The following is a 25,712-nucleotide window of genomic DNA, read 5'->3' as shown; positions in this document are numbered from 1 at the left end:
GATTTGAAATGCCTGCGGAAGGTCGAAAGATTTCATATACAGAGAGATTATCAGATCCTAAATCTAGGACAACCGGAAAGGAGCAAAACAGTGAAGCCGATCTACCTCTCCTGTGGGGCCTGCGACTGCAAGGACTGCCAGCATCAGGAGGAATGCAAAGACGGGTGTTCCAGATGCCTGAAGGAAGCCCTGGTCACGACGTTCTGCACCGGGAGAAGAAGGAAGGTTAACTATTTGACCGAAAAGGAAATTCAAAAAGAGCAGGACCCCAACCTGTACCCGGACTACATGCCGTTCCGCAGGCGGGGCTTCTAAATCTTAACTTTAAAACGGAGGTAAAAGTCCGTGAAACCGACCGCTATCATCGGCGCCATCCTCCTGTCAATCGGCTTTCTCCAGCTCGTGACTGCGGTACGCGCGATGACACGGCCAGGAGCCCAGCGGACGATGTACCTGGGCATCTTCCTGGCCGTGGCCGGCTTCTATTTCCTCTTTGAGTTTTAAACCGTTGAGGTTGGATGCGGACCCCCTACCTTAGTACTATGGGGGCCACAATCGTGCCTACGTTCCTGATCCTTCCGTCCACTTTTATATTGATTTCGGCCTGGGTAAAGACGTCATTTCAGTCAATACGCTATTATTGCGTAGTTTTTGCTTATCCATCGAACTCGGCGACCAACAAAAAACCCTGTCTTGCGAGGGGGTTTTGCAGTTGTCCTTCTATTACTCGGGCCACAGCAGCCCCAGTAGCATCGCCAGGTCTCTCCGGGAAACATACCGGCCGTCCTCGGGCAGTTGGCCGAGAGCCGTACGAACAGCGGGATAGACAGGTTCAGACTCCATTGCCCCTGCGGCGCAGTTTTCGCCAGCGACTGCTGGACCTACCGGAGGAATGCCGGCCGTATCCCCGCCGGTATCCGCTGGCGGCAGAGGGAAGTCAACAGTCTCCCTGTCAGCATCAATGGTAGGGTCCTCAGGAGCGCCGCTCACATCCTCGGCAGCATCCTCTACGGTTTCCGTACGTTCAAGGGATGCTTCAGGCGTACTCTCAGTACAGGCTTGTTCCACCTGATCCAGCCAAAACGTTTCAACTTTATCGGTGTTGAACAGCATCTCCATCTTCGCTAAGACTTGAACGCTGATAAATGTTTCCTGACACACGGGACATTTGTCCACCGGAACATCCGGAAAAACTAAATTCCGCCTGCGGATTAATCTTTTCAGATGGCGTTTGACAGGATATACGGCAGAGCAAGTGCAAGGCAAACGGGCTTCCGGGGCTTCTTCGGCGACCCGGAAGACGTAGAGCCCGGAGCCGCGCAGTCCCGCCAGCACATTCAGGGAAGCCGAGTGAACCACCCCAAGCCTTCCGGCCTCTTCGTTACGCACCTGGACAAGCAGCCCGCGGACTAAAGAACGCTTTAAAACTTCCAGGCCGCCGTCTCGGAGATCGATAGACCCGACCGCCGAAACGGCGACCCTGAAGTCTTTGGACCGCGCGGCTTGCCGCAGCGCCTTTAACAGATCAGCCATCGCTATCGCACCCCTCAACCAATCCGGGGAACACAGGTTTCCCGTCCACTCCGGCCAGGGACTCGTTGATCAGTTTGGCAACCTCCCGGCGACTGCGGTTTTGCGCCAATGCACGTGAAAGAAGGACGGCCATTTCCTCCCGGGTAACCGGCACGACCCCTGCAGCCTCCGCTGGAGCGGAGCTCTTCCATCCCACCCACGTGTCCAGGCGCAGCCTGATGTCCTGGAGACGCACCCCTTGCGACTTATACTTTTCGATGACCCGTAACACTTCCAGGTGTCCGCTATTATAGCAGGCCGGGCGAAAAGGACCCGGCACGTTCGGCGGAGGCAGGAGCCCCAACGTGGAATAGTAACGGATGGTGCGCACGGGGTTACGGCCAAGGTCAAGGCCCTCGCCAAGCGCTCGCTGTGCCAAGTCGTCCCGCTTATACACCGGCATCACACACCCCTCCCGGAAAAGTTGTTGCGAAGCCGCCCACCGTTACCTCGCCCGGGACAATTCGTCTTAGACCTAAAATACAATACGCTTGCCCGGGGCCCTTAATGACAAGTCGAAATACCAAAGAAACCACAGCAACAAGCCTGTCGAAAAACCCGGGACTCTTCAAAGACGACCCAGCACTCAATGGGGCTCCTCCAAAGTGAAAGTCTACGCTTAGTGAACAGACAGAGGTTTATCGAAAAATGTTCGACCATCGGATTGAGTGCTGGGCAGGGGAAGTTTTTCAACAGCTCCACAACGATTGTCGCAAACCGTCGACGAGTGATTTATATAGCAACAGATGGCAATAGGCAGGAATTATTAGTTATTTAGCAAATAATAGGTTAAAGCCGCAATATATCGAGGCAAAAAGATGACAAGAACATATTTCTATAATCGACACCTAACACTGCTTGTTGTGGGTCTCGTAATCGGAGGCATAATTGTCTATGCCACTCGTCAAAGTGCTGTTTCTCTTCCACCGCGATCGATCATCATTCTCCACACGCTGATCGGACTTTTAGCGGCGGCTTTGGCTGCCGTGATCTTTTTTAATGCCTGGAATTCCTATACGCGGTTTCAGTTTCAGGGCCGGCACTTCGTCTTCGGGCTGTTCTTTCTTTTTGCGGCGGTAACCGACCTGGCGCACATCCTCGCCTTTCCCGGAATGCCCCTGTACCAGCCCCACGCCCCGGACATAAGCGCCAAGGCCTGGCTGACCGGCCGGCTGGCACAGGCAGGCGCCTTCTTGTTCTGTCCCCTGATGACCGTCGAAAGCCGTATCAGAGTCGGTCCCTGGACAGCGATGACCCTGGCGGGAGCCCTGGCCGTAACCGCAGGCTTATTTCTGGGTTCCCGGGCACTGCCCGTCCTTTACACACCAGACAACGGAGTTACCGCCGCCAAGGTTCTCCTTGAGTTTCTCGTTATGTTCCTTTTCCTGGCCGCCTCTTATCTCCACCGCCGGAAACTGCGCGAAAGCAACGGCCTGCTCTTCCAATCAGCCTTCCTTATTATCATGCTGGGGCAGCTTTGCTTCATCAGTTCCTCCAGCGAGTGGAGCACCGAGACGTTGCTGGGGCACTTGCTCTACCTCGGCGCCTATGCATGCTTCCTGGCCAGTTTAGTCAAAAGCCATTTTGACACGCCTTTCAAAAAGCTTGATGCCAAGTGCCAGCGCCTGGACTATGTTTTAAACAATTCCCCGCTCCCGATCGTCACTACCGAGATCGACGGCACCGTAACTTTCGCCAACCGCGCCTACATCCAGATGGCTGGTTCCACGGGTTTAAAGCAAGTGATCGGACGGCCGCTGGATGCGGTACTTCCGGGCCTGGCTCCCAGCGACAGGGAGGCCGTCCGGGAGACGCTTTCCGAGGGCAGAGCAACCGAGGTGCAGGGGACGCTGGTCTGCACGCCGGGGATCATCCAGCAGGTAAAGATCAACGCTTACCCCATCCGCGAAGAAGACGGCAAGATCCGGGGCGGCTTCATCACCGTTCAGGATGTTCAAGCCCAGGCCGATCTCGCCAATTTGCAGCGCCTGCACAGTACCGTTCTCGACCTTTCGATGGGGGCTATCGTGGTTGTCAACAGGAACGGGATTATAGCCGCGGTGAACCGGGAGGCCGAACGCCTGTTCGCGCTGGAACGCCAGAATATTCTCGGCAAGGATTACCGGACTGTGTTCCGGAAGAATTTGCAGTTGAAGACGGAGGTGGGCCTCTCCGCTGCCATCAAGACAGGAAGCCGCAGTGATTTTACCGAAGTCCAAGGCGCCAAAAACAAGTATTACCTGATAGCCACAGACGCCCTGCGGGACCAGCGCGGAGAGATCATCGGCGCCGTGGCCAATGTCGTGGACATCTCTCTCTGGAAAGCGCGCGAGCAAATGACGCAGCAGAGAGTCAAACTGGCCCTCGTCGGGCAGATGGCCGCGGGGATCACTCATGAAGTTAAGAATCCGCTCACGGCCATCCACGGCTTTTCCCAGCTCTTGATGGAACGTTACAAGAACGACGACACCCTCTACCAGCAGCTCCAAATTATCAAGGAAGAGGCTGAAAAGGCTTTTCAACTGATTACCGACTTTCTCCAGTTTGCCCGCCCCAAGGAACCCGTCGTCGAGCCGCTCAACATCGCTGAAGTCTTGCACAGCGTGGTTAACGTTATCGAGGCCGAAGCCTTCCTACAAAACGTCCGGGTGGAACTCTTCATCGAACCCGATATGGACCCGGTCAACGCCGACCGCGGCCAGCTCAAACAGGTATTGTTCAACCTCGCCCAAAACGCCATCCAGGCCATGCCTCAGGGAGGCACGCTGACATTTAAGGCCCGACGGCAGGGCCCAGGGCAGGTCTGCATCGCCGTCGCCGATACCGGGCAGGGCATCCATCCCGAAGACCTAGCCAAGCTCGGAACGCCCTTCTTTTCGACCAAGGAACAGGGTACGGGCCTCGGGCTTTCCATTTGTTACTCCATCATCCACTCCCACGGGGGCCAGCTGACGGCCGACTCCACCGTTGATCAGGGCACCGAGTTCAGGATCATTCTCCCATGCTCGCCACCCAAACAGTAAACGCCTACCGGTCGCACCCCGGAGCATCCAACCCACCTGCCTGGGGAACAAAATGCTCCAGAATGTCCCGTACCCCGCGGGTATACTCGTACGGAGAAACGTAGACGCTTGTCTCCTTTACGGTCGGGTGCGCATTCGCCGGACAGGTGGGGATGCCCACAGCCGTCAACATGGCGATATCGTTCAGGCTGTCTCCGATACCCACCATTTCCTGGACCGATATCCCCGTAGCCTCGGCCAGCATCAGGATGCCGCTCTGCTTGTTGACTCCTTTGGGGGTGATGTCGACGCACATGTTCGAACGCGTAAATTCCAGGCCTTCGTCGATAAGCTGGTCGCTCAGGCGGATATGCAGTTGTTCAACCGTTTCATCGTCTGTTGGGAAAAGGCTCAATCCTGTTTTTTCCCCCAGCCCGGGCCGGGCGCGCATCTCCGGCGCCTGCCTGGCCAGATCACGCCGCAACTCGCGCCAGCGCTCCAGGGCCGGTCCCTCCAGCAGCGGGTTGACTCGCACCTCTCCTTCATAAGGGTAGTAAAGATAGGCGCCGGACTCGATAACCGAAGGGGTCCGGGGCCAGATTGCCCCGAGAATGCGCAAGACGGCCGCCACGTAAGGCTGCGGACGGCCGGTGCAGAGGACCAGCCGAGGGAAACCCAGCGTTTCGGCCCGGCGACAATACTCCCTGACCATGGTGAAGCTGGTAAAGTCAAGCTCGCTGTCCCTACCGGGCATCAGGCACCCATCAAGGTCGACCGTAAAGAGTCTTACTGCATTCCCCAGCGCAGAGCACCCCTTTGCTGCAAGATACTTAACAATTTTTCCACGCCGTGTAATCCAATCCTCCTCCCCGCCCATCACTGACTTTTTAGTATGCTATTCAGCGGTCAGGCGCCGGTCAACAGCAACTGGAACGGTTTTTGCAGGAATTTGCTAGCAAATTCCTGCAATCCTGGGGACTGACGACAAACGAGCAAAATGCGATTAAACGGCCTCCTTTTGTGAGACACTGTGGGCAAAAGACACGGAGGCGGTACAAATGGCTTGCGGCGATTGCAAACACTTTATGGCCCACGCGCCTTTCTCGCACGGAAGAGGCACGTGCGGCACCGCGGAGGTTGCCGTGGACAGTTCCACCTACAACGCGCGGGAATGCCCCTACAACGCTTTCCTTCCCCGCGAAGAAGGCCTTTACGAAGAATGGTAGAAGGTCTTTGACAAAAACACCTTTGCCCTTGCAGCAAAGGTGTAAAAGTTCTCGTTAGTTGGCGTCCCGAGAGGGATTCGAACCCCCGACCCGCGGCTTAGAAGGCCGCTGCTCTGTCCGGCTGAGCTATCGGGACGCAATATCGCTGTAAGCTGTAGGAATTGAAGACATTGGCCTTTGGCCAATGTCGATAGTGTTCTATGGAGCGGGTGAAGGGAATCGAACCCTCGTACCCGGCTTGGAAGGCCGGTGCTCTACCATTGAGCTACACCCGCAGACAGACAGCATTATTATTATATACTAACTTGCATGCGCAGTCAAAATCAATTGCCGGCAAGTTGCCGCGGTAACTGTTATTCCGCTTTTTCTTCCTGCAGGACCTCAAGAACCAGGTCTTTGACTTTTCGCAGAGCGCGGCCCCTGTGGCTGATCCTGTTTTTCGTCGTGAGGTCCAGTTCGGCAAAGGTCTTGCCAAATTCCTCTACGTAAAACAAGGGGTCGTAACCGAAGCCGTTGTCCCCCCTGGGAGCATCAAGGATGATTCCTTCACTTGTTTCTTCCGCCGTGTATACCCTGCCGTCCGGTACGACCAGGGCCATCACGCAGCGGAAGCGCGCGGTCCGTTTTTCCGGGGGGAGGCCGGTTAGGAGTCTCAAAAGCTTGGCGTTATTGGCGGCATCGCTCTTTGGTTCCCCCGCAAAGCGTGCCGAGTACACGCCAGGAGCCCCGTTCAGGGCGTCCACCTCCAGGCCGGAATCATCAGCAAGCGCAGTTTCTCCTGTAAGACGGGCCACCTCCCGGGCCTTGAAGATAGCGTTTTCCTGGAAGGTATCCCCTTCCTCCGGTATTTCACCTATTTCAGGATAATCTGCTAACGAGACAACTTCGACACCAAGGGGCCCCAGGAGGGCGGCAAGTTCCCTGACTTTGCCTGCATTCCTCGTGGCCAGCACAAGCCTACGCATCGTTCGCACCCCTTCCGATAGTCTCCCCGACCGAGCCCAGCACTTCCCTTTGGTACTTTATAAGATCGCTGATACCCTTTTCTGCAAGAGCAAGGAGCTGGTCTACCTCTTCCCTGCTGAAGGTAGCTTCCTCGCCGGTCCCCTGGAGCTCAACAAACCTGCCTTCCCCGGTCATGACGACGTTCATGTCTACTTCAGCCGCCGAATCCTCGGCATAAGCCAGGTCCAAAACAGGCTGCCCGTCAACGATCCCCACGCTGATCGCCGCGACAAAATCCTTGACCGGCATTTTAGGAATGACCCCCGAAGACACCAGGGCGTGGCAGGCATCGGCCAGGGCCACGAAGGACCCGGTGATCGAGGCTGTCCGGGTGCCCCCGTCGGCCTGGATGACGTCGCAGTCAATGATGATCGTCCGCTCGCCCAGGGCTTCCAAATCGACCACGGCCCGCAGCGAACGGCCGATAAGGCGCTGGATTTCCAGCGTTCGGCCCCCTTGCTTACCCTTGCTGGCTTCGCGGGCGACACGGACCTCGGTCGCCCGGGGGATCATGCCGTATTCCGCCGTCACCCAGCCCTTCCCCTGTCCCTTCAGGAAGGGCGGAACCTTATCGTCCACAGTCGCGGTGCAGATGACACGGGTGCCACCCATTTCAACCAGCACCGAGCCTTCGGCATACTTGTTGTAGTGCCTGGTGATCTTAACCGGCCTCATTTCTGCTGCTTCCCTACCGTCAAAACGCGGCATCGTACTGCCTCCCATCGTCTTCTTCCAGATCGTAAACCTGAACCTCTGCGGCTGTCAGAACTTCACGGCCGAAGGCTTCCCCGGCCTGGGTTTTCAAATCGTTCACGTCGTACTCGGGAAAGAGATGCGTCAAACTCAGCCAGCGCACCTCAGACCGCCGGCCGAGCTCACCCGCCTGTCTGGCTGTCATGTGGGTGTCCATCACAAACTCGATGTCCTTGTCGAGGCCGCTGGCTTCCGCCAAAAGCAGATCTGCCCCCCGGGCAAAGTCGACTAGCTCTTCCATAAACGCCGTGTCAGCGGTATAAACCAGGCGGCGTCCGCCGGCCTGAAAAGCCAGGGCCATAGAGGGCATAGCGTGCCGGACGGGCATCCACTCCACCCTGACCGGACCGACGTCGACCTTGCCGGCCCTTATTGTCGAATATGGGTGAATGATAAAGGTATCGGCGCAGATCTGTATGCGTTCAAAGTCTGGCTGGGGCTGGTCCGGCACGTAGAGAGGCAGGAGGCCCTTGGTGCGCGAACCGTCCTTCAGGGCGCCTTTGATAGCCTGCCTCAGGGCCGGCAGATCGGCGCAATGATCCGGGTGATAGTGCGAGATAAAAACGGCGTCAAGTTCCCGAAAGTCAATCAATCCCGAAAGTACGCCGAAGGCGCCGTGCCCCAGGTCGACCAGGATCTTGGTGTCGCCCGAGCGCAGGAGATAGCCCGAAGCGGCCGCCCCCGCCGCGGGATAAGGCCCCCAGCACCCCAGGACATTCAGGAGCATTGCCGATCCCCCCATCAACTGCCTTTCCCTTTACCTTATCCATTCCAAATTAACGGCAAACAGTCTTGGATTGCAACATCTCCAAAAATGCGTCAATCCTGATTTTTGTACGCGCATCCAGTTCTCCCGGCTTGTCCCCCTCGATGGTGAGGACGGGCAGCTTGACCTTCTGCCGGATAATCAGGTCCTCGATCTGCCGGTAGCAAAAGCTCTGGGCGTAATGGATCAGTCCCTCCACCCGGCGGCGTTCCACTTCGCGCCCGATATCATCCATGCGGTAAAAAATCCCGTAGGGATAGCTATACCGGCGGTATTGCTCCACCAGGTCGCCGGTTTGAAACGGCATGGTAAATTGCCTCTGCACCTCGTTGAAGACGACCCGGGCACCGCGTTCCTCCAGATAGGCGTAAAGCTGTCCCATGATCGGCGGAACACCGATGTACCCGATACGCACCTCGTTGGTCCTCGGCTCTCCGGCCCGGGCCTTCTTGATCAACTCCCGGACCTCCCGGCCGAAAGCCTCGGGATCGCCGTTGAAGTCGGAGCACGAGACCTGGTAAAGATGGTTGTCCCACCCGCTGACACGGTTTTCTTCCCAAGTCAGGCGGTCCAGTTCGTGCACATCCCGGCGTACTGCGTCGAGCCTGGCCTTGGCTTCATTAACGGCCACCCAGTCAACCTTGAAATGCTCCATCAGCTTTTCGACGGAGAGCTTCAGCAAATCGTAGTCGCGGTCGTAAGGGAAAGCGAAAGGGACGGTGGTAATGCCGGCCAGTTCGAGTGTTTCCATCAGGGCGTGGGTATTTGAACAGTCACCCTGCGTCACGGCGATAACCACGCGGATGTCCTCGCTGGCCAGCACCGTGCTGTAAATGCCCTTTATCCACGCGCAGACGTTGCGGGGATAACCCGCCAACTCCGCCTTTTCGACCAGCCGGCCGGGATTGTCGCTGGTGATGAAGACGTTATTCAGATCGACGGGTACCCATCCGGCGGCGTACACCACCTCTACCGGTATCGTCGTTGTAAGGCCGACCTTGTTTGCGCTCACGGGAGACACCTCGCCCCAAACCACTTTAGCCCGTCAGCCGCAATTCGTTAACGCGCAACAGCTCGCGCTGCAAGCACAACCCCGCCACACGGGCGAAAGAAGCGGCATCACCGCTGACGTAAAACCGGTGGTTCGGCGCGCTTACCCTGGGGGAAGCCAGCAAGCCCAGCGCATCCAGCTCGTTACGGGCTGCCGCCACCGTAGCCGCAGCCGGATCGACGAGGGCGATTTCGGGCCCTAGAATTTTACAGATAAGATCGCGCAGGAAGGGGTAGTGGGTGCATCCCAAGACCAGCGTATCGATGCCTCTGCGTTTCAAGGGATCGAGGTATTCGCGCAGGGCGGCCTCGGCACGTATGGAGGCAAGCTCGCCCGCTTCAACCAGAGGCACGAGTTTCGGCGCCGGCATATCCAGAACCTCCGCTTCCGGCGACAGTTGCCGGATAGCTCGAGCGTACGCCCCACTGCGTATGGTCGCCTCGGTGGCAAGAACTCCTATACGGCCGTTGCTCGTCGCCCGGACGGCGGCACGGGCGCCGGGTTCGATCAGCCCCATCATCGACACGGGATAACGCTCGCGCATGACGCCCAGTGAAACAGAGGAACTGGTGTTGCAGGCAAAGATAATGTACTTGGCTCCCTGCTGGACCAGAAAGTTAATGATACGATCAGCGAAAGAAATCAGCTGGCTGACCGGGCGCCCGCCATACGGAACATTGGCTGTATCACCGAAATAAACGATTTCTTCGTGGGGCACCTGCCGGAAGATTTCTTCCACGACGGTAAGCCCGCCCACCCCGGAATCAAAAAGGCCGATGGCCCGACCTTCGCCCAAAAGTTTTCCGCCTCCTTGCGTGGCCCGCATGTTCCTTCTCCATTATAAACGCTGCTGGAGGAATCGTGCTTGCTAAATATTGCTGGCTGCAATTAAGAGGCCGCGCTGCAAACGCGGCCTAAAGACCCGGTGCTTTTGAATACCGCCGCCCGGCGGGTTTCGAAAGTCCGGGCATTTCGTAATGACATCGAACCGGACAACCTAGTTGCCCAGGTAATTAATAATGCCCCTTACTATCGCTTGCGCGGCATTGTTCCTAAAGCTGTCGGTCGACAGCAGGGCTTCCTCGTTCGGGTTGGAGATGAAGGCCACCTCGACAAGGCAGGAAGGCATGTTCGTGTACTTGGTAACGGCGAACCCGGCCGTTCTTACGCCCCCGTCCTTAAGGCCCAGCACCCGGACCATTTCATCCTGCACGGCGCAGGCCAGACGCTGGCGCTCGGCGGTCTCCCCTGAAACGTTCTGGGCGGAATAGTACGTGCTCGTCCCGTTATAACTGCTGCTGTAATTGGAGTTACAATGCACGCTGACGAAGACGTCGGCGCCGTGGTCATTGGCAATCGCTGGTCGGCGGTCCAGTTCGACGTACTCGTCCGCCGAGCGGGTCAAGACGACGTTGATGCCTTCCTGTTCCAACAGACGGGCGGCCTCAAGAACAATCGCCAGGTTGACCTCTTTCTCCTGAAGACCCGTCGCGCCGATGGCGCCCGGATCCCTACCGCCGTGACCGGCGTCAAGGACGACTGTCCGGTCGGTGAGAGCGCCGCTGGCCCGCCAAAACTCGACGACTAGTGAGCGCTGGTCCGGAGAAAGCTGGGTCTTGTAGCGTGTCGTGGCGAGGGAATCAACAAGGTCGGCAACAACCCGGGCCTTGGTTCCGCCGTCCTGCCACCCCGTACGGATTCCGGTCAATACGGGAGAATTAAGCGCGATATCCCCGGGAAGCTCGCCTTTAGGAATACCGGCGATGTCCACAACAACCCGATACGGGTTGCGCAAGGTAAACAAGGCGTATTCCATGGCGGCCGGCGCTTGAATGATAACCCTGGTCCGGTTTTCAGAAACCTCGGTCTTGATGGTGAGGTTGTCTCCCTGGAACTCGTCACCGCGGGAAGGCTGGCTCGTACCGGTGATGGTGACTTCGCTGAGCCTGACCCAGCCCGTCGCCCCGCCGGGCGTCTCAACCCGCAGCCATTCACCGGAGACCGCGGTGATAGGTAGCGAACTCCCCTTACTAGCGCTGGCGATCGAGCTTGAGCCGGCGCCCGCCCCGCTGCGAATATCGATAACCGGGACCGCAACCTGGGCCACCTTTCCGACCAGCGAACTGTTGGAACCCGATGGAGGGTTGTTACCCGCAGGCGGCCCGCTTCCCGTCCCCGGGCCGCTTCCGCCAACCGGGGGCAGGCTGGGGTTACCCGCGCCGTCCTGCGCTCCGGCGTTTTCAATGCGGGCAAGGTCGTTCCGGACATAACCCTGTTGCCCGGATGAAAGCGAGACTTTATACCAGGAGCCCGCCTTGCTAAGAACCGGAAGGCGGGTTCCCTGCGCAACCATAGTCACCAAAGCGTAAGAAGTACCGGGACCGCTGCGAATATTGACCTGAGCGCCCGTTATCACCGCTACCTGGTTTTGTGTCGCCGGGGGTTGGTTATCACCGTCCGTCCCTGGCGGGGGCGGCGCTGCGGCCTGGACCTTTACAAGCAACCCGGCCACCCATGCCGTTAGGCCGGCGCTTGTTTTAATCTTGAACCAGTCGCCTTGTTTGGCGAGCACAGCAAGGCAATCCCCCTGGTTGACCTTGCCCGCTATACTGAAGCTCGTTCCGGGGCCGCTGCGCAGGTTCGCCCAGTTGTTCGTCACCACGGCCACCTGCCCGGCGGTGCCGGCTGGAACAGGCGGCGGCGCCACCGTCTTAACGCTGACCAGCCAGCCGGCCACCCAGGCGGTTAAACCGCTACCTGTCTTAACCTTGAGCCAGTCGCCCTGTTTGGTGAGCACAGCGAGGCGCTCTCCCTGCTTCGCCTTGCCTGCCAGGCCGAAGCTTGTTCCGGGGCCGCTGCGCAGGTTGACCGAGGGACCCGCGACCACGGCTACCTGACCAGCGTTACCGGAACGGGCGACTGTCCCTTCAACGCGCACAAAGTCAGCCGAAATCCAGCCCGTTACCCCGGAACGGTTGACCTTGTACCAACCGTTGGCGCTTGATAAAATATCCAATCGCTCACCGCGGCAGGCTTTACCGACAATTCCGTAGCCCAAGCCGGGACCGCCGCGCATGTTGAGGACATCGGTGGTGACAACCGCCACCTGGCCGGCCTCGGCACCGGCTGTTACGAAAAGTTGAGCAAAGACTAACCCGACAAACAAGGTGAACAGGCACAGAAAGTCCCTATAACGGCACAAAGAATTCCCTCCTGGTGTAACGTCTTACTGTCTTGGTTAATTCTACAAATTTCGAGAAATTCCTCTTCCAGGCGATACCAAAAGCATGTGGAAATGCCATGTACAGTAAAACTAACCATCAGGCTTCTAGAACGTTAACCCCCTTTCAGCGTGATTTGTGTCAAAAAAATGAGAAATAATAACTCGAGAAGTTGCGCCCGCAAAGTGTACAAAACCCAATGAAGACACTTCTACCGAAAGGATGAAGAATTTGCGCTATACACTTCTAGTGCTGGCCCTGGTATTTGCGTCTGTCTTCGGCATGCCGGGGAAAGCCCTGGCCGGCCCGTATTTTGTGTGCCCCGTCGACTGTGATTCCATTTCGGCGCTCTATCCTTATGCCAAAGGGCCGGCAGAGGACATAATGGCCCTGCAACAGGAACTAAAGCAGATCGGACTCTACGCGGGCGCCATTAACGGCATATATGACGCCCGTACTCTTGCGGCGGTTTGCAAGTTTCAAACGATGAATCATCTTGAGCCGAACGGGATTGTGGACGCCAATACCTGGGGGGTCCTGGCAAGGTCCGTCGAGCCCGTAATAAAGAAAAGAACGCCCCCTCCCAAAGGAGAGGTGGCAATCGTTATTGACACCAGAACAAGGAAGCTGATTGTTATGGACGACGGTATGCCCCACCGTGTTTTTCCCTGCGCCGTCGGCAAACCGGAAACGCCTTCCCCGGTTGGAAACTGGAAGATTAAGCGCAAAGCGGCCCACTGGGGTTCGGGATTTGGTTCGCGCTGGATGGGTCTATCAGTACCGTGGGGCATCTACGGCATCCATGGGACTAACAAGCCGGGTTCCATCGGGACTTACGCGAGTCACGGGTGCATTAGGATGTTTAACAGCCACGTGGAAGAGTTATACCGCTGGGTGAAGGTCGGAACACCGGTTTACATTATCGGCAATCCCCTGGGGCCTTATCCACGGCCGGTCCTGGTACTCAACTCACGAGAACCGGCTGTGGTGGAGGTCCAACGTGTTTTAGCAAAAAAAGGATACTATAACGGGCCGGTTGACGGCATTTTTGGTAGTGCTATGCTGAAAGCGGTCATCCAGTTCCGTAAAGACAACAAGCTGCCATACGACAACAGAGTCGATGGGAAGATGTATGAATTGTTGGGTCTATAGGCCCCAACAATTCATACGTTCATTCGGCACTCAGATTCAGCATCGGAAAGGGAAGATGGAATCGCTGTTGCGAATTCTGAATGACATTATTCGAAAACCATTAGGTAACGTTAAAAAGAGATGTCCACCCCGGGGCGGACATCCCTTCAATGTTCCTCCAGACCTTCAGCCGGAGAGGCTCGTGTTATCCCGGGGCTGGTTCAACCGGACAATGCGGGGTTTAAAGTTAAGCTTTTTCAACAGTGCCATGTATTCCTCGCGCGGGATCTCCCGCCAGGGCTTCCCGATAAGGGCGACAAAGACGCCTTCCAGAACGTTGGTGCCAAACGAGCGCCCGTCAAACTCCGGCGTAGTTGTAACCAGGTAACCGGCTCCGCGTTCCCTTAGAAGGTCCACATCGGCCTTAGTCGTGGTATTGGTAATAATTATCTTCCCCTTCAAATCGAGAGGCAGATACTTCCTCACCAGGTGCCAGTCACCGGCGATAACATCCATGCCCTCGAAGAACGGCGCAAACTTCCGCGCTTTCTTTTCGTCCTGGATGTCTTGCTTCTTTCCGGTGGGGTACAAGAGTCGAAACGGAAGTTTTGAGATAAAAGGCAACAAGAGCCGGGCCAGGATGCTCAGTTGCCGGATCGTCCTGATCCTGAAAGGCACCCCCAAAACGAAGATCAGGTCGCCGAAAACCGTCTCGCAGCCGACATCGATGAAGGCCTGGGCCATGCCGAAGCGGTCAGTCGCGCTGACCATTAAAACCCTGGTGGCCGGGGGTAGGATGTCGGTCTCGCGAGCCAGGTGGTGCACAACCTCGCGTTCCAGGGTCCACTTCAGCCCGCTTCCGTCGACGACGGGAGTTTTCTTGACAGCCCTCATCAGTCTCAGGCCGTCGCGGATAGCGTACTCACGTTCCCCGACATAAAGAAAAACATCGATGCCTCCCAGTCCTATAGCATCGACCTTTCCGTCAAGCTCACGCAGTGTAGCCAGCGCCTTTCCGAAATCGCCGTCCGTGCCTATCCGGCTGATTTCAAACTGCTGCCCAAGAAGCTCGGCTTGGACAGTCTTGTTCCGTTTGGATGACCCCAGACTGACGCTGACGACCTTTCTGAGGCTCATGCCCATCCCCTCCTGACTGTGTCCATTCTAACCAATAATTCTCAGCTTGACAAGCCTGGCCTAAAGCCGCCGGCCTCTCCGGCACGGTTAAGAATTACTTGTGTTTCGTCTTCCAGCTTAACCGGATATAAAAGGATAAATACGGAAAACAAAGGGAACGAACCTTCGGCTCGTTCCCTTTGTTCAATCACCGGTGTTTAGCGCGCCCTATCTTTCGTGCTTGACCCTTTTTACAACGACCTTTCCGGCCACAGACCGGTCCGACTCCGGATCAAAGATCTCGTCGGGCGGCATGGTCTCCCTGCTGACGTACCCGTAATCTGTCGCAGAGGGTTCCAGGCGGGCGGCGTCCCCGGTTCCCTTTTCTGTTCCCCCATCCGGGCCGGCTGCCCTAATCATTGCCGTAACCCCTGCCTTCGGAGCCCGAAGTGTGGTCGGTCCCGAAACCCTCGTCGTCGTTGGCGATAGCCTCATCAATGTAGGCGCCGGGCGGAACGTCGGGCTTGTCCGGAACCTTGTCTTCGAGGAATTCGTCGGCATCAACGTCGAAGTGCTCAGCGGCGAAGGCACCGGCTTCGCCTTCGAAGCGCACATCCGTCCCCAACCCGGGCCTCGCGTCTCCGCTGGCCAGACCGTATCCGGTGTTGCCCGGCATGCTTTTAAGCTTCTCCACTTCGTACCCCTCCGTTTGTATATCTTCTATTTTTCATATCCTTCATATCCTTCCCCGCCTGGGAAGCCATACATACCCCCTGCCTTTCCGCCTCCTGACCCGGGAAATCTTGCTACCCCGGAGGCAGCTTACAAATCCGTAGGAAATTAAGTGATAAACCTGGACCCCAAGTCCAAACCCTGATATAATTAATAATCGATTAACTGACCAATCGCATAGGGAAAGATCGGTTGGCCTGCATGCGCGGGTTTCAAGGCACCAAAAACTACTGGGGTGGGTGGTCACACGACTGCCTGCCCCTTTTGAGTTAAGTCTTAAAGGGCGGGGCGCGCAATCCCGTCCTTTAACTTTGACAATGTAACAATTAAATGTAGGAGGTTTTGCCATGCTCGAACACCAGACTATGGTCGCTACAGCTATCTTCTTAATTACTTACGCCGTGATTGTTTCGGAGAAAATCCACCGTGCAGTGGCCGCCTTTTGCGGCGCGGCCCTCGTAATCGTGGCGGGTATCCTGACCCCCGAGGACGCCGTGCACTTCGTCGACTGGAACACGATCGGACTGCTCGTGGGCATGATGATCGTTGTCGGAATAACCCGTGAAACAGGAGTATTCGAGTTCCTGGCCATCAAGGCTGCCAAAGCGGCGGGGGGACAGCCTCTGGCCATCCTGGCCTCGCTGGCCGCCGTTACGGCTATTCTCTCCGCACTTCTGGACAACGTTACGACGGTGTTGCTGATTGTGCCGGTGACCTTCGCCATCGCCCGCAAGCTCCAGGTTAACCCGATACCCTTCCTGATTACGGAAATCCTGGCTTCAAACATCGGTGGAACGGCCACCCTGATCGGCGACCCACCGAACATCATGATCGGCAGCGCCACGCACCTGGGCTTCCTGGACTTTGTTATCAATCTGACGCCCATCGTCATTCTGGTTCACGTGGTGACCATCTTCATCCTGCAGCTCATCTACCGGAAGCAGTTGCGCGTGCCGGCGGAGGCCCGCCAGCGGATTTTTGAGTTTAATGAGCAGGACGAATTGAAAGACATACCCTTGCTAAAGAAATGCCTGGTCTGTATCGGGCTGATCGTTACCGGATTCCTGCTGCATCAGGCTCTGCACCTCGAGTCGAGCGTAATCGCCCTGGCTGGTGCGTCCTTGCTGCTACTGATCACCCGCAAGGACCCCGAGCATCCGCTAGCCCAAGTGGAGTGGCCCGTGATCTTCTTCTTCATCGGCCTCTTCGTCATCGTCGGAGCCCTTGAACACGTAGGCGTCATCAGTGCTATGGCGGCCTATGCCCTGGAAGCTACCGGCGGAGCCGTGCTTCCTACGGGCCTCTTAATCATGTGGGTGTCGGCGATTGCCTCGTCCTTCGTGGACAACATCCCGTTCGTCGCCACGATGATCCCGATGATCAAGGAGATGGGGGCCCTCGGGGCGATGTCGGCTTACGACATGGACTTTTTCTGGTGGTCGCTGGCCCTCGGCGCCTGCCTGGGCGGCAACGGGACGATTATCGGCGCCTCGGCCAACGTGGTCGTCATCGGCATGGCCGAAAAGAGAGGTACAGTGATCCCCTTCCTGGGCTTTATGAAAGTCGCCTTCCCGTTGATGCTGATGTCGATCGTGATGGCCACCGTGTATATGTACCTGTGGTACGTCCTGCCCACCGTACCCACCATCCTGATCGTTCTCGTTGCGGCAACGCTGGTAGCCGTCCTAATGAGCGCCGCCGGCCGCAGGCTGGTCCGGGCGGAAGCGGACAAGGTCAGGGAGACCGCTTAGCTGACCGTTGCGTCAAAGATTAGAGACCGGGTGCATTCTTACCCGGTCTCTTTTGGTTATGCGTTTTTTTAAGCAATCACCGACGCGACTCCCGACTTCTAACCTCTAACTTCTAAGACTTCTAAACCCCTGCATCCGGCCTCTGACCTCTCTTTTAGATATCGCGCCGGCTGAAGAGGTACATCGCCAGCCCCAGCGCTCCCGCCGTGTACAGCCCGGCATAGACCAGCATCCAGACGCTGGGTTCGGCATGGGCTCCAAAAGGCCCCATCTCCATCACCGCGTGCAGCGGGTTCTGGATTTGCGACTGCATCAGGACGTAGACTGTCTTGCGGTAGATGGCGTCAACGGGCATGATCAGGCTCGTAATGATCCCGGTTATTTGTAAAGAAGTGCTCTGGACGAGATAGCCGATCTGCTCGATCATCCCCCCGACTACGGCCACGGCGTAAAGGGCGAGGGCGACGACACCGTTGGCCATTGTTGACAGGAAGGTAGTCCCGCAAAGAGTGACGGCCAATAGGATCACGGGCTGGAAGCAGAATAAAACCAGAGCCGCACCTTGTGACGGCAGGTCGACGCCGCCGATGCGCTCGATCACGACCGTTAGGGCTAGAAAGAGCCCGGCCGCATAGACCACCAACATGATTCCGAACCCCACGAACTTGCCCAGGACGATTTTCCACCGCCGGATGGGCCGCGGGACAACGGCAAGCATCGTGCCGTTTTCGATTTCGCTCGAAACGGTGCCGACCGCGGCAAAGACGGCAAGGAAGGATACGATGAAGCTTCCGAAGTACAGCCCCATGGTAAAGATCTGGGAAAAGACCACTTCCTTAAAAGGGTCCATTGTTAACTCGAACTGGCGGCTGAGCATCCTTACCGCGAAACTCAACAGGCCCAAGTAAAGGACGGCGGCCAGGACAGTTACCGGGAGGATACGGCGGCGGTAGGCTTCCTTAAAGGTGATGGCGGCGATCGTCCACACCCTGGCTCACCTCCCGCCGTTCGATCAGTTCCACGAAGAGATCCTCCAGCGACCTCTGGCGCGGGACAAGACTGTAAATACGGCCGCCGTGCGCGGTGATGAGGGCGATCATGCGCAGGATCTGCTCCCTGTCGGCTAGCCGGACACGCAGGCGGTTGCCTTCTACACGGAACAGGGGAGCGATCCCGTTAAGCCCGGCTTCCAGCTCGGGCGTAAGCCCTTCGGCCTGTATTTCCACTTCTATCTGCCCTCCCAGGAGCTGAGCCAGCGAACCGGCCGCGACGATGCGCCCGGCCTTGATGACGGCCACCTCGTCGCAAACCATTTCCACCTCGCTCAAAAGGTGGCTGTTCAAAAACACGGTCTTCCCGGCCTGTTTGAGCTGAAGGATGATCTCCCGGACTTCCCGGCGCCCGATGGGATCGAGCGCCGAGGTGGGTTCGTCAAGAAAGACCAGGTCGGGGTCGGCCAGGATGGCGCAGGCCATCCCGATGCGCTGCTGCATACCCTTGGAATAAGTCCTGATCTTGCCCCTTTCCCTGCCTCTGAGACCTACCATCTCCAGGGCCCGGGCCACCGCCGGACGGCCGGCGTGACGGCCCAAACCGCACAAGGAGGCGTGAAAGCGAAGCAGTTCTTCCCCGGTCAGCCATTCCTGGTAGCGGAACTGCTCGGGCAGAAAGCCGATCCGGCGCCGCGCCGACAGATCCCCGAGAGGTCTCCCCAGCACCTGCGCGGCCCCCGAGGTAGGCTTCAGAAGGCCGACCAGTATCTTCACAAAGGTGCTCTTGCCCGCCCCGTTGGGGCCCAGAAAGCCGAAGATTTGCCCTTCGTTGACCGAAAGGCAAATCTCGCTGCAGCCGACCCCTGCAGGGTATTTCTTTGTCAGGTTGTCAGTCTCAATAACCTTGTTCACGATACATCTCCGCTATTTCAATGTACCGGCCAGGGTTTGACCCTCGGTCAGGCTCAGGTTGTCACCGGCGATAACATAAAGGACGCCGTCTTCGGGCCAGATCAGGCCGGACCAGGACGGACCGCTATCCTCGTCGGCGATGAAAACGCCCTGCCGACCATTCACGCTGACCTCTTGGGAGCTGCCCTGGATGTTGGGAATCAGGACGGTGTGCTGCCAGTCCGTCACTGCGGCAAGCTGGTTCCTGATGCTCGACGGCAGCGCCGGTATGCTTAAGAGGGCGTCGCGCAGGGCAAAGACGTCGGTACCTTCTGGCACAATCAGTTCAGGGCTTCTCCCCTGAGCCACGGCGATCCGGCGGCCGTCAGCCAGATCGTACTCGGCGACGACTACCGTCGGTATGCGCAGGCTGAAATCCTTTCCGTCCAGAAAGTCCGGGAGAAGAGTGGTGCTCCCCGTCAGTTGCAGGAAGGAGTTTACCTTATCGACGTCGAGCGTCAGCGTTACGGTAGACTCGGGAAGCAGCCCGAAAGACGGGTTCTCGTACCCGGCCGCCGCCGGCAGTTTAATTTTGAAGTCAGCGGCCTTGCCAGCCTCTTCCCTGCTGACCTCGCGCAATTCGTGGCTGCCGCTGCAGGTCACGCGGCCGAAGTTCTCGATGTTCACGGTCCCGTTGCCGTTCCTGAAAGCGTCCTCAAGCTGGGCCAGGGTCTCGGGGCTTATGTCGATTACCTGGATACGTTCGACCCGGAAAATGGTCAGTAACTCGGCAGCAAAGCTCCGTACGGGAGCATAGGAAAACGGAAGCGCCAGGGCCAGTACAGTCGCGGCGACAATCGCCGCTGTTTTAAATCTCGTCATTACCTGTCTAACTCCTTTCCCTAGATGTGCTGGTAAAGTCTCGTTCTGGACAGCCATCCTCGCCCAGGACGCCGCCAGATGTCGGCGTTGAACCCCCGCCTCCGCCAGACAACCGTCTAAAACCTCGTTAACAAAGGATTCGTTGGCCTTAAGCTCTTCAACAGCCATACGGCAGGCGGAACACAGTTCGAGGTGGGAAGCGACAGCCTTGGCTTCCCAGGGGGGCACCTCGCCGTCCAGATACGCCCGTAGTTTCCCCTTCTCAAAACACATCCTCAGTTCCCCCGTTCAAAGCGGTATAACGGCGGCGGAACTTCGCCTCGGCCCGAGTCAAAACGGTGCCCACCGAGTTGATCTTGATACCGATGGCCTCCGCCACCTCCGCATAACTCATACCGGAGAAGCGCAACAGCAGGCAGAGACGTTCCCGTTCGGAGAGACCGGCCAGGGCCTGCCTGGCCAACGCCAGCCTTTCGCTCCGCAAGACCTGTTCTTCCGCCGACAGGGTTCCGGGCTGCCACCGCCTCCCGGCGGTTTCTTCCCGCTGTGTCCTGCTTCTCCGGCCGCGAAGGTGGTTCAAGGCAAGGTTCGTGGCCACCCGCGACAGCCAGCCGCCCACGTTGACGCGCTGCCTGGGAGGGTTGAGCAGCAAACGGCAGAATGTCTCCTGGACGATGTCTTCGGCCGCATCAGCGTCATTCAGGATACATCCGGCCTGGCGGCACACCCTGGCATAATGCGTTTCAAAGAGCTCTCTGAAGTCGGACGGCACAGCCGGCACATCACCGCCCGTTGGCGCCTGTGAAATCGTCGAGCACCTCCCGGGAAGGTCTCTTCATGCCGTAAACACATGCAACGCATTCTTTATGACAAGCTGATCGGAATTAATCATTGCCCATATAAAGTTAAGACCGAAACCATCGCGGTTTCGGCCCTGACTTCAACCCCCGTTACCTGTCATTTTGCTGCTTCTTGTTTGATCAGCGTTTCCTTGCCGGCTCCGCAGTTCTTGCACTTGCCGGGCTTGCAGCGCCCCTCGTAAACAGCGCCGCAATTGGCGCATTTCCAAACCGCCACTCTTTAACCCCCTATACCAACCGCATCTCGCGCAGGCGCCTGACCCGTTCATCGATCGGCGGGTGGGTGCTGAAAAGCCGCCCGATGGAAGCCGCGCTCAGCGGGTTGACGATAAACAGATGGGAGGTTGCGGGGTTAACGTGCATCGGGACGGCGTGCGCCGCCTGCTCCAGCTTGAGGAGCGCATTGGCCAGCCCGTCGCTCCGGCCCGCAATCCTGGCGCCGTAAGCGTCGGCCCCGAACTCCCGTGAGCGGGAAATCGCCATCTGGATGATCATTGCCGCTATCGGAGCTACAAAGGCCATTACCAGCGCGCCGAGGCCTCCTCCGCCTTCCTCGTCGTCGCTGCGGCCGAACCCAAAGATGGCGCCCCACTGAATGACGTTGGCGATCATCGTGATGGCACCGGCCATAGTCGCCGCAATCGTTCCCACAAGGACGTCACGGTTTTTAATGTGCGCAAGCTCGTGGGCTAGAACCCCTTCCAGTTCGGTCCGGTTGAGTATCCGCAAGAGGCCTTCGGTCACAGCCACGGCCGAGTGGTTGGGGTTGCGCCCGGTGGCGAAGGCGTTGGGCTGCGGCGACGGGGTGATGTAGACCCTGGGCATCGGCAGGCCAGCCCTGGTCGCCAGTCCCCTGATGATGTCGTAAAGTTCCGGCGCCTCGGCCTCCGACACCGGGTAGGAGCCGGTCATCTTGATGGCGATCTTGTCGCTGTTGTAGTAGCCAAAAAGGTTCATCGCCAGGGCGATGAACAGGAAAACCAGCGCTCCGCTTGGACCGTTGATAGCCTGGCCGATAAGGACGAGAATCACGGTCAGAAGGGCCATCAGCCCGAATACTTTCATGGTGTTCATGCCTAAACCTCCTTTATCTTGTCTTATACTTTGATACGAAGACTATTCTGCATTATTTCCAGGAAACCGGACTGGTAGAATTTTGCAAGCAACCAGCCGTCTCCTGAAAGACAGGCAGCGGGCTGTCTCCAAAAGCACCTTCTTTGAGCCGGTCCACCCCGCGTCGGTGCCGGCGTATTGCCGATGCTGCCGTTGGAGGACTCGTTCCTGGCCTGAACACACTGCGAAAAGCGCAGAACATCCCCCTGCCCGGCGAAAGCGAAGGCGTCCTCATATCCCGGCAGGACGGCAAAAAGGCCGAGCACCAGGAGTAAAGTCGCCAATAACCTGAAGACAGGCAACAGCGCCAACAGCATCGGTAACAATCACCCGGGAAAATTATAACACCTCAAGCGCAGAAACTTAAGTGTTTTGCATTGCCCTACACCTTCGCGGCATCATCCTTCTTCGCCGCTTTAGTCGCAACTTTGTTCAAACACCTCAGTCCAATTGACCCTCCCGGTCATCTGCATCACGACAAACAGCGTGATGATGGCCATGATCGTTATCACCAGCCCGGTGTAGCCCTGGAAGAAGAATGTATATGAGAAAAGGACCAGAAACACGAATTGTGAAATGCCTACCTCGATAAAGGCAAACCTTTTGCCGACCACCAGCCGCATATAGGAGACCACCTGGAAAATCGACACCAGGAAACAGATGAGGAAAGCCAGGTGGATGGAAATGTGGTCGGCCAGACAGGCAAGCAACAGGTGAAAGCTAAAGTAGGCGGCGCATACGAACAGATAATTCATCGGGTGAATGTCAATCTTGCGCAACACCGTTATGATGAAAAGGACAAACATAAAGAAGAGCAAGGACACCGGGGCGAAGTAGCTGACGTTAGCCACCCACGGGCCGGGGTTCAGCTTCTGCGGCAGGGCCAGTCCGATCTTGACCCCGGTCAACAGATTGGCATACTGCCAGGTAAGCTGCCAACCCCTATCCGTTTCTATCTTCTTGGTTGGCGCTCTTTCTTACCGCGAAGACTTTCAGTACATAAATCCTTGCACACCACATTTTCTGACAGGCTGATCCTACCCTGCGCCCATCGTTTCTTCAGACGCCTTAAAAAAATAGACCGCATAGCCTATCTGTTTTTTCCATTCCTGCCTACTATTGTAACGTATAACACTTAAAAACCGCTTTGTCCACGAAAACCACCCGCTTAAAGCGATTTCTCCCGCAAATTATTAGTCTGTGATTACTTAGATACCGTTCACTATGTTTAACTGTTATTAGAGCAGGTCCTTGGACCTTTCGTCCCCAAGCCGTTGTCCCGGAGTTTCTTAACCCATACAATAAAAGCAAATAAGACACCCGCAGTGTTACTGGCGGCAAGAGGTGGAATTAACCACCGGGGAACACTGTGGAGAAACGCCGACCGCCTGGGCAGGGATATTTCACCTGTTCCAGGCGTTGTTTTATATACAGGATCTCGCCGGCAGGAGGGATTGATCATTGACGTTGACTGTTGAACGAGTCCGGACCATATGCCCCTACTGCGGAGTAGGTTGCGGACTTTACTTCCTGGTTGACCAAAGGCGTATTGTCGGAGTGGAACCCGACCCGGAACACCCGGTAAGTCAAGGCGAACTCTGCCTTAAAGGCTACTATGGGTATAACCACGTCAGCGACCCGCGCCGGCTGCAAACCCCCCTTATCCGGAAAGACGGGACGCTAGTCCCTGTAACGTGGGGCGAGGCTTTGGATTTTATCGCGGACCATTTGAACAGGGTGCGCCAGCAAGATCCGGATGCCTTTGCCCTTATCGCTTCAGCTAAGGGCACTAATGAAGATAACTTCGCAGCACAGAAATTTGCCAGGGTAGTCATGGGTACCAACAATGTTGACTGTTGCGCCCGCCTTTGACACGCCCCAACCGTCGCCGGTCTGGCGACCGCGATGGGAAGCGCAGCAGCAACAAACACAATTCCAGAGATTGGTACAACCGCTGAGACCATTTTTATTATTGGTTCAAATACTTCCAAGTGTCACCCGTTAGTAGCCTTACACGTTATCAAGGCCCGAAAGCGGGGGGCAAAGCTGATTGTGGCCGATCCAAGGCATACCGAGATGGCTGCTCGAGCAGACATCTGGCTGCGGGTGCCGGTAGGACAGAACATTCCTCTTGTGAATGGCATGATGCACATTCTGATCCGCGATGGCCTAATTAATACCGTTCGCGTTAATCAGATGGCCACCGGCTTCGATGTCCTTGCGGCCAGCCTAGCTGAGTGGACACCAGAACGGGTGGAAATGATGACCGGCATACCACAGGCAGATCTGCAGGCTGCCGCTCACTTATACGGGAATGCACCAACAGCGGCGATCCTTTACTGCATGGGTGTCACCCAGTTTGCCCACGGGACAGCCGCCGTGCTGGCCCTGGCCAACCTGGCGATTATCACCGGTCATCTTGGCAGGCCCGGATCCGGCGTCTTTCCTTTACGAGGGCAGAACAACATTCAGGGCACGGGTGACATGGGCTGCCTGCCGGACTTCCTGCCCGGATACATGCATGTTAGCAGGTCTCAAGACCAAACGCGTTTTAAACATGTTTGGGGAGTAAAGCCCCCATCGAAACCCGGCATCAGAGCTACCGAGATCAGTGAAGCCATTATGCAAGGGAAAATCCGGGCCCTTTACGTCTTTGGCGCCAATCCCGTGTTAAGCGAGCCGGATTCGGGATACCTGAGGAAGGCATTGGAGCGGCTCGATCTTTTAGTCGTTCAGGACATCTTTCTAACAGAAACGGCCCGCCTCGCCAAGGTTGTGCTCCCTGCCGCCTGCGCCGCTGAAAAAGACGGTACCTTCACTAATACCGAACGCAGGGTTCAGCGCGTACGGATGGCCGTACCGCCCCCCGGAGACGCCAGGCCCGATTGGTGGATCTTCAGCGAACTTGCCCGGAAAATGGGTTCTTCAGCTCTTTCCTACCGTTCACCGGAGGAGATCTGGGAGGAGATGCGTCTTTTGATACCCGAAAAGTTCGGCGGGGTTTCTTACAAGAGGCTTGACGACAGCTCCGGTCTTCTCTGGCCCTGTCCTGACGAGACGCACCCGGGAACCGCTGTCCTGTACTCTAACAATGTTTTTATAACCCCGTCAGGAAAGGCGCAGTTAAGACCTGTTCCTCTTGACCCGGAGCAAACGTCTGTCGGTATTGTCGAAAAGCCCGATAAAAACTACCCGCTTGTACTGACCACCGGCCGCCGCGTTTATCACTATCACACCGGCACGATTACGCGCAAGGAGTGGGTATTGAACCAAATGGGGCCGGAAGAATTGGTGGAAATTAACCCTGAAGACAGCCGCCGCAGAGGGATTCGCAACGGCGACCTAGTCCGCGTTTCCACACGCCGTGGCTCAATAAATGCCAGGGCTTGGGTAACTGACCGGGTCCCACCTGGAATTATTTTCATGACGTTTCACTATTGGGAAGCACCTGTCAATGAACTGACCAGTCGGGTGCGGGACCCTGTTTGTGGAATACCCGAACTAAAGGCGTCTGCAGCTAATATTGAAAGAATATCGTCAGTGGAGGCTCAGATGATGCGCCGCCAGAAGAAAGAACAGTATATGGTCAACCTTGAGGCTCTGGTTAAGCGGCAAGAGTAAAGGAAAGTGGGGTGAGGTTCGTGCGCA

At 57.1% G+C, this 25,712-nt stretch carries 27 protein-coding genes, 2 tRNA genes and 1 riboswitch; of the genes, 8 read left to right on the top strand and 21 right to left on the bottom strand.

Translation table 11 applies throughout. The features are described from left to right. The first annotated feature begins 90 nt into the window (after window positions 1–90). Window positions 91–315 (top strand): hypothetical protein, encoded by a 225-nt coding sequence (locus tag ACUM6F_RS07575; protein ID WP_425619853.1) that lies wholly within the window; start codon window positions 91–93, stop codon window positions 313–315. 30 nt (window positions 316–345) lie between these two features. After that, window positions 346–504, top strand: a complete 159-nt coding sequence (locus tag ACUM6F_RS07570; protein ID WP_425619854.1) for a hypothetical protein — start codon at window positions 346–348, stop codon at window positions 502–504. A 219-nt stretch (window positions 505–723) separates the two neighbouring features. Here ACUM6F_RS07570 and ACUM6F_RS07565 read toward each other — a convergent pair whose 3' ends face one another. Further along, on the bottom strand, window positions 724–1,533 hold the full coding sequence (locus ACUM6F_RS07565; protein ID WP_445348872.1) for a hypothetical protein: 810 nt from the start codon (window positions 1,531–1,533) through the stop codon (window positions 724–726). Next, the gene (locus ACUM6F_RS07560) at window positions 1,526–1,975 is read right to left on the bottom strand and encodes a MerR family transcriptional regulator (RefSeq protein WP_445348871.1); all 450 of its coding nucleotides are present in this window, start codon (window positions 1,973–1,975) and stop codon (window positions 1,526–1,528) included. Before ACUM6F_RS07560 ends, ACUM6F_RS07565 begins: the two co-directional genes overlap by 8 nt. Before the next feature lie 460 nt (window positions 1,976–2,435). Here ACUM6F_RS07560 and ACUM6F_RS07555 point away from each other — a divergent pair, with 460 nt between their 5' ends. Next, on the top strand, window positions 2,436–4,595 hold the full coding sequence (locus tag ACUM6F_RS07555; protein ID WP_445348870.1) for an MASE3 domain-containing protein: 2,160 nt from the start codon (window positions 2,436–2,438) through the stop codon (window positions 4,593–4,595). 4 nt (window positions 4,596–4,599) lie between these two features. Here ACUM6F_RS07555 and ACUM6F_RS07550 read toward each other — a convergent pair whose 3' ends face one another. Further along, window positions 4,600–5,451: an HAD family hydrolase gene (locus ACUM6F_RS07550; RefSeq protein WP_445348869.1), complete on the bottom strand. Its 852-nt coding sequence runs from the start codon at window positions 5,449–5,451 to the stop codon at window positions 4,600–4,602. 181 nt (window positions 5,452–5,632) lie between these two features. On the opposite strand from ACUM6F_RS07550, the gene ACUM6F_RS07545 reads away from it, so the two are divergent. Continuing rightward, on the top strand, window positions 5,633–5,800 hold the full coding sequence (locus ACUM6F_RS07545) for a hypothetical protein (RefSeq protein WP_425619859.1): 168 nt from the start codon (window positions 5,633–5,635) through the stop codon (window positions 5,798–5,800). A 59-nt stretch (window positions 5,801–5,859) separates the two neighbouring features. Here ACUM6F_RS07545 and ACUM6F_RS07540 read toward each other — a convergent pair. From ACUM6F_RS07540 to ACUM6F_RS07505, 8 genes are all read right to left on the bottom strand, one after another. Continuing rightward, a tRNA-Arg gene (locus tag ACUM6F_RS07540) sits at window positions 5,860–5,936 on the bottom strand. A gap of 65 nt (window positions 5,937–6,001) precedes the next feature. Continuing rightward, window positions 6,002–6,075, bottom strand: a tRNA-Gly gene (locus ACUM6F_RS07535). A gap of 78 nt (window positions 6,076–6,153) precedes the next feature. Beyond that, window positions 6,154–6,765, bottom strand: a complete 612-nt coding sequence (locus ACUM6F_RS07530) for an XTP/dITP diphosphatase (protein ID WP_445348868.1) — start codon at window positions 6,763–6,765, stop codon at window positions 6,154–6,156. Beyond that, window positions 6,758–7,513, bottom strand: coding sequence for a ribonuclease PH (gene rph / locus ACUM6F_RS07525; RefSeq protein ID WP_425619861.1), 756 nt, complete (start codon window positions 7,511–7,513; stop codon window positions 6,758–6,760). The genes ACUM6F_RS07530 and rph overlap by 8 nt, the downstream gene beginning before the upstream one ends. After that, window positions 7,500–8,285, bottom strand: a complete 786-nt coding sequence (locus tag ACUM6F_RS07520) for an MBL fold metallo-hydrolase (RefSeq protein ID WP_445348867.1) — start codon at window positions 8,283–8,285, stop codon at window positions 7,500–7,502. Before ACUM6F_RS07520 ends, rph begins: the two co-directional genes overlap by 14 nt. 49 nt (window positions 8,286–8,334) lie before the next feature. Further along, the gene (locus ACUM6F_RS07515; RefSeq protein ID WP_425619863.1) at window positions 8,335–9,336 is read right to left on the bottom strand and encodes a 2-hydroxyacyl-CoA dehydratase family protein; all 1,002 of its coding nucleotides are present in this window, start codon (window positions 9,334–9,336) and stop codon (window positions 8,335–8,337) included. 25 nt (window positions 9,337–9,361) lie between these two features. Further along, window positions 9,362–10,171 (bottom strand): glutamate racemase, encoded by an 810-nt coding sequence (murI, locus tag ACUM6F_RS07510; RefSeq protein ID WP_445348866.1) that lies wholly within the window; start codon window positions 10,169–10,171, stop codon window positions 9,362–9,364. 201 nt (window positions 10,172–10,372) lie between these two features. Beyond that, on the bottom strand, window positions 10,373–12,577 hold the full coding sequence (locus ACUM6F_RS07505; RefSeq protein ID WP_445348865.1) for an SH3 domain-containing protein: 2,205 nt from the start codon (window positions 12,575–12,577) through the stop codon (window positions 10,373–10,375). A gap of 250 nt (window positions 12,578–12,827) precedes the next feature. On the opposite strand from ACUM6F_RS07505, the gene ACUM6F_RS07500 reads away from it, so the two are divergent. Beyond that, window positions 12,828–13,748, top strand: coding sequence for a L,D-transpeptidase family protein (locus ACUM6F_RS07500; RefSeq protein ID WP_445348864.1), 921 nt, complete (start codon window positions 12,828–12,830; stop codon window positions 13,746–13,748). Window positions 13,749–13,913: 165 nt separating this feature from the next. Here ACUM6F_RS07500 and ACUM6F_RS07495 read toward each other — a convergent pair whose 3' ends face one another. The 3 genes from ACUM6F_RS07495 to ACUM6F_RS07485 all read right to left on the bottom strand — a co-directional run bounded on the left by ACUM6F_RS07495 (window position 13,914) and on the right by ACUM6F_RS07485 (window position 15,537). Beyond that, a complete protein-coding gene (locus ACUM6F_RS07495; RefSeq protein ID WP_445348863.1) occupies window positions 13,914–14,864 on the bottom strand; it encodes a quinate 5-dehydrogenase in 951 nt (316 codons plus the stop codon). 207 nt (window positions 14,865–15,071) lie between these two features. Next, on the bottom strand, window positions 15,072–15,263 hold the full coding sequence (locus ACUM6F_RS07490) for a hypothetical protein (protein ID WP_445348862.1): 192 nt from the start codon (window positions 15,261–15,263) through the stop codon (window positions 15,072–15,074). Continuing rightward, window positions 15,256–15,537: a hypothetical protein gene (locus tag ACUM6F_RS07485; protein ID WP_445348861.1), complete on the bottom strand. Its 282-nt coding sequence runs from the start codon at window positions 15,535–15,537 to the stop codon at window positions 15,256–15,258. The genes ACUM6F_RS07490 and ACUM6F_RS07485 overlap by 8 nt, the downstream gene beginning before the upstream one ends. Before the next feature lie 385 nt (window positions 15,538–15,922). Between ACUM6F_RS07485 and ACUM6F_RS07480 the strand changes: the two genes are divergently transcribed. Next, on the top strand, window positions 15,923–17,326 hold the full coding sequence (locus tag ACUM6F_RS07480) for an ArsB/NhaD family transporter (RefSeq protein WP_445348860.1): 1,404 nt from the start codon (window positions 15,923–15,925) through the stop codon (window positions 17,324–17,326). A gap of 154 nt (window positions 17,327–17,480) precedes the next feature. On the opposite strand, the gene ACUM6F_RS07475 is transcribed toward ACUM6F_RS07480, so the two are convergent. The 6 genes from ACUM6F_RS07475 to ACUM6F_RS07450 all read right to left on the bottom strand — a co-directional run bounded on the left by ACUM6F_RS07475 (window position 17,481) and on the right by ACUM6F_RS07450 (window position 22,025). Continuing rightward, window positions 17,481–18,314, bottom strand: a complete 834-nt coding sequence (locus ACUM6F_RS07475) for an ABC transporter permease (RefSeq protein WP_425619871.1) — start codon at window positions 18,312–18,314, stop codon at window positions 17,481–17,483. Continuing rightward, the gene (locus ACUM6F_RS07470) at window positions 18,286–19,230 is read right to left on the bottom strand and encodes an ABC transporter ATP-binding protein (protein ID WP_445348859.1); all 945 of its coding nucleotides are present in this window, start codon (window positions 19,228–19,230) and stop codon (window positions 18,286–18,288) included. Before ACUM6F_RS07470 ends, ACUM6F_RS07475 begins: the two co-directional genes overlap by 29 nt. A gap of 12 nt (window positions 19,231–19,242) precedes the next feature. After that, window positions 19,243–20,364 carry an anti-sigma factor family protein gene (locus ACUM6F_RS07465; RefSeq protein WP_445348858.1) on the bottom strand — a complete coding sequence of 374 codons (1,122 nt, stop codon included), beginning with the start codon at window positions 20,362–20,364 and terminating at the stop codon, window positions 19,243–19,245. After that, window positions 20,354–20,863, bottom strand: coding sequence for an RNA polymerase sigma factor SigX (locus tag ACUM6F_RS07460; RefSeq protein ID WP_445348857.1), 510 nt, complete (start codon window positions 20,861–20,863; stop codon window positions 20,354–20,356). Before ACUM6F_RS07460 ends, ACUM6F_RS07465 begins: the two co-directional genes overlap by 11 nt. 185 nt (window positions 20,864–21,048) lie before the next feature. After that, window positions 21,049–21,168 (bottom strand): RCKP-type rubredoxin-like domain-containing protein, encoded by a 120-nt coding sequence (locus tag ACUM6F_RS07455; protein ID WP_425619875.1) that lies wholly within the window; start codon window positions 21,166–21,168, stop codon window positions 21,049–21,051. 11 nt (window positions 21,169–21,179) lie between these two features. Next, window positions 21,180–22,025: a zinc metalloprotease HtpX gene (locus ACUM6F_RS07450; RefSeq protein WP_425619876.1), complete on the bottom strand. Its 846-nt coding sequence runs from the start codon at window positions 22,023–22,025 to the stop codon at window positions 21,180–21,182. 143 nt (window positions 22,026–22,168) lie between these two features. Between ACUM6F_RS07450 and ACUM6F_RS07445 the strand changes: the two genes are divergently transcribed. Beyond that, window positions 22,169–22,339, top strand: a complete 171-nt coding sequence (locus tag ACUM6F_RS07445) for a hypothetical protein (protein WP_445348856.1) — start codon at window positions 22,169–22,171, stop codon at window positions 22,337–22,339. A gap of 141 nt (window positions 22,340–22,480) precedes the next feature. Here ACUM6F_RS07445 and ACUM6F_RS07440 read toward each other — a convergent pair whose 3' ends face one another. After that, a complete protein-coding gene (locus tag ACUM6F_RS07440) occupies window positions 22,481–22,972 on the bottom strand; it encodes an inner membrane CreD family protein (RefSeq protein WP_445348855.1) in 492 nt (163 codons plus the stop codon). 409 nt (window positions 22,973–23,381) lie between these two features. Further along, a riboswitch (ZMP/ZTP riboswitch) is annotated at window positions 23,382–23,465 on the top strand. A 60-nt stretch (window positions 23,466–23,525) separates the two neighbouring features. On the opposite strand from ACUM6F_RS07440, the gene fdhF reads away from it, so the two are divergent. Continuing rightward, window positions 23,526–25,685, top strand: coding sequence for a formate dehydrogenase subunit alpha (gene fdhF, locus ACUM6F_RS07435; RefSeq protein ID WP_445348854.1), 2,160 nt, complete (start codon window positions 23,526–23,528; stop codon window positions 25,683–25,685). Window positions 25,686–25,712: the final 27 nt, after the last annotated feature.

The organism is Desulforudis sp. DRI-14 (assembly GCF_052618305.1).
The sequence above is the reverse complement of the archived record's forward strand: the minus strand, read 5'-3'. Positions and strand labels throughout refer to the sequence as shown.

Bases quoted from the DNA above. Each gene is read 5' to 3' on its own strand.
- rph (WP_425619861.1), bottom strand. From the start codon at position 7,513: ATGCCGCGTTTTGACGGTAGGGAAGCAGCAGAAATGAGGCCGGTTAAG.
- ACUM6F_RS07560 (WP_445348871.1), bottom strand. From the start codon at position 1,975: ATGCCGGTGTATAAGCGGGACGACTTGGCACAGCGAGCGCTTGGCGAG.
- ACUM6F_RS07490 (WP_445348862.1), bottom strand. From the start codon at position 15,263: ATGATTAGGGCAGCCGGCCCGGATGGGGGAACAGAAAAGGGAACCGGG.
- ACUM6F_RS07520 (WP_445348867.1), bottom strand. From the start codon at position 8,285: ATGCTCCTGAATGTCCTGGGGTGCTGGGGGCCTTATCCCGCGGCGGGG.
- ACUM6F_RS07530 (WP_445348868.1), bottom strand. From the start codon at position 6,765: ATGCGTAGGCTTGTGCTGGCCACGAGGAATGCAGGCAAAGTCAGGGAA.
- ACUM6F_RS07465 (WP_445348858.1), bottom strand. From the start codon at position 20,364: ATGTGTTTTGAGAAGGGGAAACTACGGGCGTATCTGGACGGCGAGGTG.
- ACUM6F_RS07545 (WP_425619859.1), top strand. From the start codon at position 5,633: ATGGCTTGCGGCGATTGCAAACACTTTATGGCCCACGCGCCTTTCTCG.
- ACUM6F_RS07495 (WP_445348863.1), bottom strand. From the start codon at position 14,864: ATGAGCCTCAGAAAGGTCGTCAGCGTCAGTCTGGGGTCATCCAAACGG.
- ACUM6F_RS07450 (WP_425619876.1), bottom strand. From the start codon at position 22,025: ATGAACACCATGAAAGTATTCGGGCTGATGGCCCTTCTGACCGTGATT.
- ACUM6F_RS07550 (WP_445348869.1), bottom strand. From the start codon at position 5,451: ATGGGCGGGGAGGAGGATTGGATTACACGGCGTGGAAAAATTGTTAAG.
- ACUM6F_RS07480 (WP_445348860.1), top strand. From the start codon at position 15,923: ATGCTCGAACACCAGACTATGGTCGCTACAGCTATCTTCTTAATTACT.
- ACUM6F_RS07565 (WP_445348872.1), bottom strand. From the start codon at position 1,533: ATGGCTGATCTGTTAAAGGCGCTGCGGCAAGCCGCGCGGTCCAAAGAC.